At 36.2% G+C, this 11,769-nt stretch carries 10 protein-coding genes; 8 read left to right on the forward strand and 2 right to left on the reverse strand.

The window, feature by feature from the left end; genetic code table 11:
- Positions 1 to 1,614 (forward strand): alpha-glucan family phosphorylase (gene glgP, locus BBH99_RS13260; RefSeq protein WP_066696454.1); only part of this gene is annotated, 1,614 nt, incomplete at its 5' end.
- 56 nt (positions 1,615 to 1,670) lie between these two features.
- Here the strand turns inward: glgP and BBH99_RS13265 are convergent.
- Positions 1,671 to 1,865: a DUF6496 domain-containing protein gene (locus BBH99_RS13265; protein ID WP_066696457.1), complete on the reverse strand. Its 195-nt coding sequence runs from the start codon at positions 1,863 to 1,865 to the stop codon at positions 1,671 to 1,673.
- A gap of 11 nt (positions 1,866 to 1,876) precedes the next feature.
- Complete coding sequence (locus BBH99_RS13270) at positions 1,877 to 2,350, reverse strand: hypothetical protein (RefSeq protein ID WP_066696555.1); 474 nt, start codon at positions 2,348 to 2,350, stop codon at positions 1,877 to 1,879.
- 128 nt (positions 2,351 to 2,478) lie between these two features.
- On the opposite strand from BBH99_RS13270, the gene BBH99_RS13275 reads away from it, so the two are divergent.
- The 7 genes from BBH99_RS13275 to BBH99_RS13305 all read left to right on the forward strand — a co-directional run bounded on the left by BBH99_RS13275 (position 2,479) and on the right by BBH99_RS13305 (position 11,759).
- Positions 2,479 to 2,703 carry a bacteriocin-like protein gene (locus BBH99_RS13275; RefSeq protein ID WP_066696460.1) on the forward strand — a complete coding sequence of 75 codons (225 nt, stop codon included), beginning with the start codon at positions 2,479 to 2,481 and terminating at the stop codon, positions 2,701 to 2,703.
- Positions 2,704 to 2,791: 88 nt separating this feature from the next.
- Complete coding sequence (locus tag BBH99_RS13280) at positions 2,792 to 4,921, forward strand: S9 family peptidase (protein ID WP_066696470.1); 2,130 nt, start codon at positions 2,792 to 2,794, stop codon at positions 4,919 to 4,921.
- A 136-nt stretch (positions 4,922 to 5,057) separates the two neighbouring features.
- On the forward strand, positions 5,058 to 6,713 hold the full coding sequence (locus BBH99_RS13285) for a peptide MFS transporter (RefSeq protein WP_066696472.1): 1,656 nt from the start codon (positions 5,058 to 5,060) through the stop codon (positions 6,711 to 6,713).
- A 131-nt stretch (positions 6,714 to 6,844) separates the two neighbouring features.
- The gene (locus BBH99_RS13290) at positions 6,845 to 8,599 is read left to right on the forward strand and encodes a peptide MFS transporter (RefSeq protein WP_066696474.1); all 1,755 of its coding nucleotides are present in this window, start codon (positions 6,845 to 6,847) and stop codon (positions 8,597 to 8,599) included.
- Between the two features lie 59 nt (positions 8,600 to 8,658).
- Positions 8,659 to 9,651: a PDDEXK nuclease domain-containing protein gene (locus BBH99_RS13295; RefSeq protein WP_066696476.1), complete on the forward strand. Its 993-nt coding sequence runs from the start codon at positions 8,659 to 8,661 to the stop codon at positions 9,649 to 9,651.
- A gap of 21 nt (positions 9,652 to 9,672) precedes the next feature.
- Positions 9,673 to 11,184 (forward strand): peptide MFS transporter, encoded by a 1,512-nt coding sequence (locus BBH99_RS13300; protein WP_066696494.1) that lies wholly within the window; start codon positions 9,673 to 9,675, stop codon positions 11,182 to 11,184.
- 41 nt (positions 11,185 to 11,225) lie between these two features.
- Entirely contained in the window at positions 11,226 to 11,759 is a 534-nt protein-coding gene (locus BBH99_RS13305) for a thioredoxin family protein (protein ID WP_066696496.1), read from the forward strand.
- The last annotated feature ends 10 nt before the right edge of the window (positions 11,760 to 11,769 follow it).

The following is an 11,769-nucleotide window of genomic DNA, read 5'->3' on the forward strand; positions in this document are numbered from 1 at the left end:
AGAACCGCCTATTTTTCAATGGAATTTGCCCTTGAACAGGTCTTAAAAATATATTCCGGAGGACTGGGTTTTTTAGCAGGATCTCATATGAGAAGTGCTTATAACCTAAAGCAGGACCTCATTGGAATTGGTATTCTTTGGAAATTCGGATATTATGATCAGGCAAGAAACCACGACCAGACTCTTCAACCTGTATGGACCCGAAAAATGTATAGTTTTCTTGAGGATACAGGAATAAAATTTCAAATTGAGATTCACAGCGCTCCTGTTTGGGTAAAGGTATGGTATCTTGATCCTGAAATTTTCAATACAGCACCTATGTTTTTCCTGTCTACAGATGTTCCTGAGAACGATCATGTTTCAAAAACCATCTGTCATAAGCTGTATGATGCTAACGAGTCTACTAAACTGGCTCAATATATCTTACTGGGAAAAGGTGGCGCTAAATTACTGGATGAAATGAACATTGAAAGGGATATTTATCATCTGAATGAAGCTCACGGACTTCCGGCAGCATTTTATTTATTACGAAAATACAATGGTGATCTTAATAAAGTTAAAGAAAAACTGGTTTTCACCACTCATACTCCTGAAGAAGCAGGAAATGAAAAGCATAGTTTCAGATTATGTTATGATATGACGTATTTCTCCGGCTATAGCATGGAAGAAATAAAAGCTATTGAAGGAACAGATGATGACCGTTTCAACCATTCTCTCTGCGCTCTTAAAATGGCAAGAATTGCCAATGGTGTCTCTCAGCTTCATGGAGTTGTTTCCCGTACGATGTGGAATAAATATCCTGGAATATGCGAAATTACATCCATTACCAATGCTCAGGAATTCAAATATTGGGCAGATAAACCACTTTACAATGCTAAAGATGAAAATGATGATACCGTTTTCGATTACCGTAAAAAGCATTTAAAGAAAAAACTGTTCAGTATTGTGGCAGACCAAACAGGAAACCTTTTTAATCCTAATGTTTTCACCATCGTCTGGGCCAGAAGATTTGCAGGATATAAGCGTGCTGATCTTCTTTTACACGATAAAGACAGGTTCTACAGACTTCTCAACAATCCGAAATACCCTGTACAGATCATCTGGGCAGGTAAACCTTACCCAATGGATTATTCAGCAATTTCTACTTTCAATACGCTGGTAGAAGAAAGCAGGAATCACAAAAATATGGCTGTTCTTACGGGATATGAACTTTCTTTAAGTAAATTATTAAAACAAGGTTCAGATCTTTGGTTAAATAACCCGAGAGTTCCAAGGGAAGCATCCGGAACTTCAGGAATGACTGCTGCTATGAACGGGTCTGTCAACCTATCCACAGATGATGGCTGGATCCCGGAATTTGCTAAGCATGGAGAGAATTCTTTCGTAGTTCCAAAGGCAGATTACCTGAATATGAGCATCTACGAACAAGATAATTATGATTTAAATAAATTATACGAAATCCTTGAAAACGAAATTCTTCCTATGTACTATGATCATCCGGAGCAATGGAGAAAAATTCAGCACAATGCCATGAATGACGTAAAAGATCAGTTCAATAGTGATAGAATGGCAGATGAATATTACAGAGTCCTTTATAATCAAACAAATAATTAATCTGTTATTTGCTTTACCTAATAAAAATGCCCGGAAAATTTCCGGGCATTTTGTATTTAAGATGATTTACTTTTCTTTTTGGGCGGCACTTTCAGGCCTTTTTCTCTCGCTTCAGAAATACCAATGGCTACAGCCTGTTTTCTGCTTGTCACTTTTTTTCCGGAAGAAGACTTCAGTTTTCCTTCCTTGAATTCGTGCATTACTTTTCCTACTTTGTCCTGAGCTTTGTCTGAATATTTAGTCTTGCTCATGATAAAATTTTTTAAGATTTTGGCAGGGATACCCCTAGTTCATAAACTCTGGCATGTTTCAAATACTTTGAACGCTCTCTTGATGTTACCGACTGAAAATGATCGTTTTTGATCACAATAATCGGGTCTTCTGCATTTTCTATTTCAAAATTGGCTAGATACCTTTCATCTGGTGGAGATTGCTGCTGTTTTGCTTTAATCTTCTGCAGCTCATCGGCATATTTTCTAAACCCGGGATCAGATGAATGGATAAATTTATACTCATCGCCTGCATACACATAGTAATGAAGTTTTTTCTCTATCAAACCGGCTTCATCTGTAATTTCGGGATTATCATTTCCATCTTTAAATCCCACTTCCACTAATATTCCGCCTTTTTTGCTGGCACATTGCTGAGCATCATCAAAACTGGAAAAGCCTGTATAAACAATCCGGTCGTTCAATACATAGCGGTTTAGTTTCTGGTTGTATGCATTCGTTTCCATAATTATTCTTTTTGATTGATTGGTAATTATATACATTCAATTTTTTTGCCAAATTGCCTTTTTTTTAAAATTTCACCACCCGATGATTTTTTTACCTATCTTAGATCTTCAAACAAAAATAATATACCATGAAAAATTTAAAAAAAGTTTCAAGAGTACAACTAAAAGAAGTACAGGGAGGGGTTTTACCCGGAATGAGAAGATGTGTAGATCCACAAACCTGCCAGCTCAGAATCTGGTGGATCGGAGGATTTGAAGAGTCATCATGTACTGCTTCCTATTCTTTCTGCGCCCCACTGGATTATTACCCTCCAGGAAATGGAGATACAGGAACTATTCATGTAGCCAATTAGTATAAGAAATCAGGACACTGCGTCTTGATTTTTGTTTTTATGGTTATGTAAGTAAGATTCATTAAATTTGGACGCATTAAAATTAAAAATGAAAAAACTACTCTTAACTTTGACTATAGCAGCGGCATTCCACAATGTATCTGCACAGGAAATCACTTTAGATAAAATATATTCAGGATACTACCGTGGTAAAGGAATTGCCGGGATCACTTCCATGAAAAACGGGGAAAACTACCTTGTTATTGAGCCGTCAGGAATTGCTAAATATTCTTATAAAACTTCACAAAAAGAAGGAAATATTGTAGATGGAAGTTTTGAAAGCTACGTATTTTCTGATGATGAGTCTAAAATTCTTTTACTGAAAGAAAGCCAGCCTATTTACAGACATTCTTTCCTTGGAAAATTTGACGTAAAAGATTTAAAATCTGGAAAAGTAATCAGTTTAAATGAAGGAAAACCTGTTCAGGAACCTACTTTTTCACCCGATGCTACAAAAGTGGCTTTTATTGCTGATAACAATTTATATTATCAGGATTTAGCTTCTGGAAAAATTACTCAGATTACTACTGACGGTAAGAAAAATGCAATTCTTAACGGTTTGGCAGACTGGGTTTACGAGGAAGAGTTTGGACATGCAAAACAGTATGAGTGGACGAAGAATTCTGATGCTATTGTATTCGTAAAGTCTGATGAAAGCCAGGTTCCGGAAATTTACATCCCAATTTATGGGAAGAATCTTTATCCGGCAGAGATGCGTTATAAATACCCTAAAGCAGGAGAGAAAAACTCTGTAGTTTCTGCACAGCTTTACCGTCTTGATACAGACAAAGTAACTGCCTTAAATTTAGGTTCTTTCAAAAATTATTATATCCAGAATGTTTTCCAGACTGCTAAATCGGATGAAATGGTTCTGATTACTTCGGAGAGAATTCAGAATGCTTCAGATGTTCTAAAAGTAAATACTAAAACAGGAGCAGTACAAAAATTATTCACTGAAACCGATGATAAATGGATTGAAACGGACAGCCCTACCATTGAATTCCTTGATGATGATTCTTTCCTTTGGGCTTCTGAAAGAGATGGAAACCGTCATTTATACTGGTATGATAAGGATGGAAAACTTAAAAAACAGGTTACTAAAGGAAATTGGGAGGTAACAGATTATTATGGTTTCAATCCAAAATCTAAAGAGATCTACATCCAGACTACAGAAAAAGGAAGCATCAATAAAGTGGTTTCTAAAGTAAACATAGAAAATGGAAAATCCCAGCTGATCTCCAACGCAGAAGGAAATAATGCCGCTAATTTCAGTAAAAACTATAATTATTTCATTGAAACTTCTTCTACAGCAGCAAAACCTCATACTTATGTTTTGAAAGACGGAAACGGTAAAACAGTGAAAGAGCTTCAGAACAATAATGATCAGCTTCAGAAATTAAAAGCAGATAATTTTGTTGAAAAAGAATTCATCACCATTCCGAATGCTGTAGGCGATCAAATGAATGCATGGATTATGAAGCCTAAAAACTTTGATCCTAATAAAAAATATCCATTATTTATGTTCCAATATTCTGGGCCGGGTTCTCAGCAAGTTGCGAACTCTTGGGACAATGGAAATGCAATATGGTTCAATCACCTTGTACAAAAAGGATATATTGTGGCCTGTGTAGACGGACGTGGAACAGGCTACAAAGGAGCAAAATATAAGAAAGTTACTTATATGAACCTTGGAAAGTATGAGATTGAAGACCAGATTACCGCTGCAAAATGGTTCGGAAACCAGTCTTATATTGATAAAAGCAGAATTGGAATGTTCGGATGGAGCTTTGGAGGTTATATGACCAGCTTAGCAATGACGAAAGGGGCCGATGTTTTCAAAATGGGTATTGCTGTAGCACCGGTAACCAATTGGAGATATTATGATTCTGTTTATACGGAAAGATTCATGAGAACTCCTCAGGAAAACCCTGATGGATACGATAAAAACTCTCCTACTGAATATGCAAAATTATTGAACGGAAAGTTCCTTCTAATCCATGGAACTGCTGATGACAATGTACATTTCCAGAATTCAATGGAGCTATCAGAAGCTTTAATTCAGAATAAAAAACAGTTTGACTTCATGGCTTATCCGGATAAAAACCACGGAATTTACGGTGGCCAGACAAGACCACAGCTGTATCAGAAAATGACCGATTTTATTTTAAATAACTTATAATATTCCGAATTATACATCCCTTTCAAAATATTGAAAGGGATTTTTATATTTATTTCATTAATCATTTAGGGGTATATTATTTATTTTATCAATTGGAATTAAAAACCTATTTTTGGGGCAATTGAAATTTGAATATATGAAGACAAAACATCCTAAAGGGCTGCCTTACCTTTTCTTTACAGAAATGTGGGAGCGTTTCGGGTACTACCTGATTCTTGGAATCTTTGTTCTGTATGTCATTGAGCCTGCTGGTATGAAAGGAGGTCTTGGACTGCCGGACAAAACTGCTGATGACATTTTCGGAACTTATATCGCATTAACCTATCTTACTCCTTTTATTGGGGGATTCTTAGCGGATAGGGTTTTAGGATATATTAAATCTATTTATCTTGGAGGTATTTTGATGGCTGCAGGATATATTGGAATGGGAGTTTTCAAGGATTTACCTTTATTTTATGCTTCTCTGGCATTAATTATCATCGGAAACGGTTTCTTTAAGCCTACTATTTCTACTCTTTTAGGAAATCTTTATTCTGAAGAGCCTTATAAAGCCAACAAAGATTCCGGATACAATATTTTCTATATGGGAATCAATATCGGGGCATTTATCTGTAATATTATTGCGGCATTTATGCGTAATAAATTTGGTTGGGGTGAAGCTTTCATTACGGCCGGAGTTGGGATGCTGATTGGTATGGTTATTTTTACCATCGGAAGAAAACACTACATCCATGCCGCACAGATGAAACCTGTACAGGAAGGAGATACCAAACTTTCCGAAATCTTAATCAAAGTATTTGTTCCTGCTATTGCTGCCGGAGCTATAGGATGGTTTATTCCTAATAATATTTTTGGAAGTGACAGTACGGATGCCTTTATTTTTGCATGTGTTCCTGTTATTTACTTCTATGCTTCTCTTTACTTTAAAGCTAAGCCTGATGAAAAGGCTTCCATTGGAGCATTGCTTTCTGTATTCCTTATCAGTATGTTCTTTTGGGCTGTTTTCAAGCAAAATGGTACTGCTTTAACAAGATGGGCTAACTATTATACAGACAGAAGCGTTCCTGCCTCTTTGGAAAAGCCTTTGGAAGGAATCTACATGGTTGACGGAAAGAGCTATGAAGACAAAGAGGTTCCTGTTTATGACAACCAGTTCCGTTCTCAGAAAGATGATAACGGTGATACTAAAAAGGAAATGGGGAAAGATGTTTACTTTAAAAATATCTCTCCGGGACAGCGTGCTGCGCTTGAGAAAAACCCTGAAAATAAGGTGTACTTATATAATACTGAGTTATTCCAATCTATCAACCCATTCTGGGTAATTGCATTGACGCCGGTTGTTGTAGGATTCTGGGCTTTATTAAGAAGAAAAGGAAAAGAACCTTTAACGCCTACCAAAATTGTTTTAGGACTGTTTATTTCAGGATTATCCTGCTTGGTAATGGTTTTAGCAGTAATGGCTGGAGATAACGGTTCTGTAAAAGTTTCCCCTTTATGGCTGGTAGCGAGTTACGGAGTAATTACCATTGGAGAATTATGCCTTTCGCCAATGGGCCTTTCATTCGTTTCCAAGCTTTCTCCTGCTAGGATTACAGCTTTAATGATGGGTGGATTCTTCCTTGCCAACTCTGTAGGGAACAAACTTTCAGGAATTCTGGCAAGTACGTGGTACAACTATGAAAACAAGACGAATTATTTCCTTGTGAATTTCGCTTTGTTAATATTTGCTACCCTTTTAGGCCTTTCCATGTTAAAAAGATTAAATAAAATCATGAAGGAAAAAGGACATTAATCCTTGATCTGATAAAGAATAGCAAGCTGCGGACTCGGTCCGCAGCTTTTTTATTTAAAAATAAAATTAAAAACTTGTCAAAAACCCAAAATAAACTATATTTGTCAGTCTTAACAAAAATTAACAATAGAATGGATAATATTGAAGCAATAAGTCCGAAACCGGATGAATTGGTAGAGAATAAGAATTCCAAACATCCAAAAGGATTATGGGTTCTATTCGGAACGGAAATGTGGGAGCGTTTCAACTTTTACGGAATGAGAGCTCTTTTGACGCTCTTTATGGTAAATTCCTTATTGATAAAAGAAGCTGATGCAGCGATTATCTATGGTGGTTTTTTAGCTTTATGTTACTTAACTCCGCTTCTGGGAGGGTTTATTGCTGATAAATATATCGGAAACAGATTTGCGATTATTGTAGGAGGATCTCTTATGGCAATTGGTCAGTTTTTATTATTCATCAGTGCCTCAACTTTCTCTGCGGATCTTGGAAGTGCCAAGCTTATTATGTGGTTGGCTTTATTCGTTATCATTTTTGGTAATGGATTCTTCAAACCGAACATTTCCTCAATGGTGGGAAGCCTTTATCCAAAACAGGAAAAATCTAAACTGGACTCTGCATTCACCATTTTCTATATGGGGATCAACATCGGGGCATTCTTAGGTCAGTTTATCTGTCCTTACGTTGGAGACGTAAAAGATGCTGCAACCGGAATAAGAGATATCTTTGCTTTCAAATGGGGATTCCTGGCAGCTTCAATTGCGATGTTAATTGGAACTGTAACATTCTTTATCCTTAAAAATAAATATGTTGTAACTCCGGAAGGAAGACCTATCGGAGGATTACCAAAAAATAACAGCACTGCAGATTTCGAAGAAGGTGAATCTCAAACTGCAAAATTCTCAGGGGCATCTTTAGGTATCACTGTAGGTATCTTTGCTGTTCTGTTCTTTGTATTCAGATACCTATTGGTAGGTGAGTTTGGATTTAACTCCGTGGAAATGGGGCAACTTATCAAAGGAATTATTTATCCTTTCATCTATGCTGCAGGTATTTCCCTGGCATTCCTGATCATGACTTCTGCTGAAAATAAAGTGGAAAGACAGAGAATCTGGGTAATTTATATTGTTTCATTCTTTATTATCTTCTTCTGGGCTGCTTTTGAACAGGCAGGTTCTTCATTAACATTTATTGCAGATAACCAGACAGACAGAAACATTTTCGGATGGAATATGCCTCCTTCAATGGTTCAGATCTTTAACGGAATCTTCGTTGTTCTATTAGCTTTCCCTTTCAGTTTAATGTGGGATAAACTAAGAGCTAATGGAAAAGAGCCTGTATCTCCGCTTAAACAAGCTATTGGTCTTGCTTTAATTGCACTTTCTTATTTCATTATTGCACACAATGTAAAAGATCTAGGAAACTCAGGCTTATTAGCGATCAAGTGGTTAATGCTTCTATACTTTATCCAAACTTGTGGTGAGCTTTGTCTTTCTCCAATCGGACTATCACTAGTTGGTAAACTGGCTCCAAAGAGGTTTGCTTCATTACTATACGGTGTATTCTTTATTTCCAATGCTGCCGGATACGCTTTAGCAGGTTCATTAGGAGCTCTTATCCCGGCTACTGGTGATAAGTTTAAGAAAGCTCAGGAAATTGGAGTAAACTTACAGGATGTTTTAGACAAAAAGGTAACTTTAACAGCTGAACAGGCTGCTGCATTTGAAAAGGCTCAATTACCATTACACAACCCTACTTTCGTAGGATTTGAGATTCACAATTTGTTTGAATTCTTCATGGTATTTGTGGTACTTTGTGGTATTGCTTCTGTGATCTTAGGTTTAATTTCACCAGTATTAAAGAAAATGATGCACGGTGTAAACTAATTGCATTAACAAAATATGAATAAAACCTCTGCTAAGTCAGAGGTTTTTTTTATTTTCGTATGATGGAAATTTCCGAAGATTCTTTATTCCAATCCGTAAAGGAGATCATTAGACAATCGCGCGAAAAGGTTTTTCGAATAGCGAATTCTACACTCCTGCTTACTTACTGGCAGATTGGAAAACTTATTGTTGAAGATGAACAACAGGGAAAAGAACGTGCAGAATACGGAAAATATACTTTAAAGAACCTTTCGCAAAAGCTTACTTTAGAGTTTGGAAAGGGGTTTGATTACACCAATCTTTCCAATATGCGTAAGTTTTACATGACCTTTCCAATTGTTGACGCAGTGCGTCAACAATTGAGCTGGACGCATTACAGGCTTTTATTCAAAATAGATAATACTCAGAAAATTAATTATTATATAGATGAAACCATTCAAAATAATTGGAGTTCGAGAGATCTAAAAAGACAAATTAATTCCCTGGCTTACGAAAGAATATTAAAGCATAAAGAATCTTCCCCTGAAAGCATCCACAGTGTTTTAAAAGACCCTTATATTTTTGAATTCCTTGGAATTAAAGCTGATGAACAGTTTTCTGAAAAAGAAATTGAAACAGCCATTATAGACCATCTCCAAAAGTTTTTACTGGAATTTGGAAAAGGATTCGCTTTTGTGGCCAGACAGCAGCATATCTCTACGGATACTTCAGACTTTTATATTGACCTGGTTTTTTACAACTACATTCTGAAATGTTTTGTCATCATCGATTTAAAAACTGGTGAACTTTCACATCAGGATATCGGGCAGATCGATATGTATGTAAGAATGTATGATGATTTAAAGCGTGGCGAAGGAGATAATCCAACTATAGGTATTTTACTTTGTTCTGAAAAGGATGAAACGATTGTAAAATACTCCGTACTCAATGATAAAAATAATTTATTTGCCAGCAAATACCTGCTGTACCTCCCAAAAGAAGAAGAATTAAAACAAATCATCGACCAGGACAGAATCCGTTTTGAACTGGATCAGGATAATAAAAACCCTTAATTAAAACAATCATATATCATTATGAGCTTAACTTTAGATGAAATACAAAATTTCAAAGGAAAGTACCCTAGGCAAATCTGGAGCCTGTTTTTCTCTGAAATGTGGGAACGTTTCTGTTTCTACGGAATGCGTGGAATGCTGGTTTTCTTTATGATCTCACAGCTTAATTTCCATGAAAAAGAGGCGAACCTTCAATATGGGGCTACCCAGGCCTTTGTATATGCCTTTACCTTTGTAGGTGGGCTTTTTGCCGATAAAATCTTAGGATTCAGAAAATCCCTGTTTTGGGGTGGACTTCTGATGATTCTTGGAAGTTTAATTCTGGCAACAGACCCTCATAAATTCTTTTTCTTAGGAATTGCTTTTACAGTAGTGGGAACAGGTTTCTTCAAACCTAATATTTCATCCATGGTAGGCCAGCTTTATAAACCTAATGATTCAAGAGCGGATGCAGGTTTTTCTTTATTCTATGCCGGAATTAACCTGGGTGCCTTATTAGGGGGTTACCTTTGTATCGCTATTGGTAAAGGGGAATTTCTAGGAAATATGATTGCTGAAGAAATGAGATGGCATATTGCCTTTGGATTGGCTTCAGTAGTAATGGTTGTAAGCTTAATCAACTTTGTATTTACCCAAAGAAGATTGGGAACTATTGGTTTACAGCCGGGACATCCGTTAGCAGAAACTAAAAGTGCTCCCATTCCAAAATGGAAAGAATATGGCGTTTATGCTCTGTCATTAATTTTCATTCCAATCATTATGACAATGGTTGCGAAAACAGAGTATACAGATTATTTCATGTGGACAATAGGACCATTAACATTGATTTATTTATTCTATGAAATGTCTAAAGTGACTGCTGCAGAACGTAAAAAACTATGGGCTGCCTTAGTCTTTATCATCTTCTCTATTATTTTCTGGGGAATTTATGAGCAAAGTGGAGGTTCCTTAAGTATCTTCGCAGCGAAAAACCTGAATAAAGATCTTTTCGGACTGGATCCGAATGGAGTGAATAACTCAGGAGGAGCATTCTTCATCATTTTCCTTGCTCCGCTAGTAGGTTTGCTTTGGATATGGTTGAATAAGAGAAAAATTGAACCGAACACGATCATAAAATTCGGATTAGGATTTATTTTCTTAGGAGCAGGATATTACGTTTTATTTGCCACAAGATTATTTGCCAATCTTCAGGGAATTACTTCACTGAACTTCTTTACACTGGCATTATTAATCATTACGCTTGGGGAATTATGTCTCTCTCCTATCGGATTATCTATCATGACCAAGCTTTCCACCAAAAACCTTCAGGGAATGATGATGGGAATGTGGTTCCTTGCTTCAGCATATGGACAATATGTAGCTGGAATCATTGGAGCAAGTCTTGCAACAGCAAAAAAAGGTTCTACCAACTATGATGAACTTATCACTTATACTGATGGATATAAACAATTGGGATTGTATGCGGTAATTGCCGGAGTGGTATTAATTTTGATATCTCCGTTTGTGAAAAAATTAATGCAGGATGTAAAATAAAAAATAAGTAATTATGCTTATTTTTACGTAAATATCAAATTATGAAGAAAATTTTAAGCATAGTTCTCTTATTATTATTAAATTTTAGTTTTGCACAAACTAAATGGATGACTATTGAAGAGGCTTTAAAGGCCCAAAAAGAAAATCCTAAAAAGATTCTCATTGATTTTTATGCAGACTGGTGTGGCCCCTGTAAGATTATGGATAAAAAAACTTACGGACATCCGGTACTTTCTCAGATTTTAAATGAGAATTTTTACCCAGTAAAATTTAATGCAGAAGAAAAAAAGAGTATTGAAATTTATGAAAGAACATTTTCCAATCCTAATACAGAACAGAAAAAAGGACGAAATTCCCTACATGAGTTCACACAATATATGAATGTAGGTGCTGTTCCAAGCACTGTATTTTTGGATGAACATGGTGATCCTATCACGATTCTCCAGGGAGAATTATCTGCTAAAGAACTGGAACCTTACCTGGAGCTGATCTCAAAGGATCTCTATAAAAAGATCCGTACGAGAGAACAGTGGGAAGATTATCAGAAAAAGTTCAAATCTAAAATCAAAGAGTAATTACATTTTC

The organism is Chryseobacterium contaminans, from assembly GCF_001684955.1.
Taxonomy (GTDB): Bacteria; Bacteroidota; Bacteroidia; order Flavobacteriales; family Weeksellaceae; genus Chryseobacterium; species Chryseobacterium contaminans.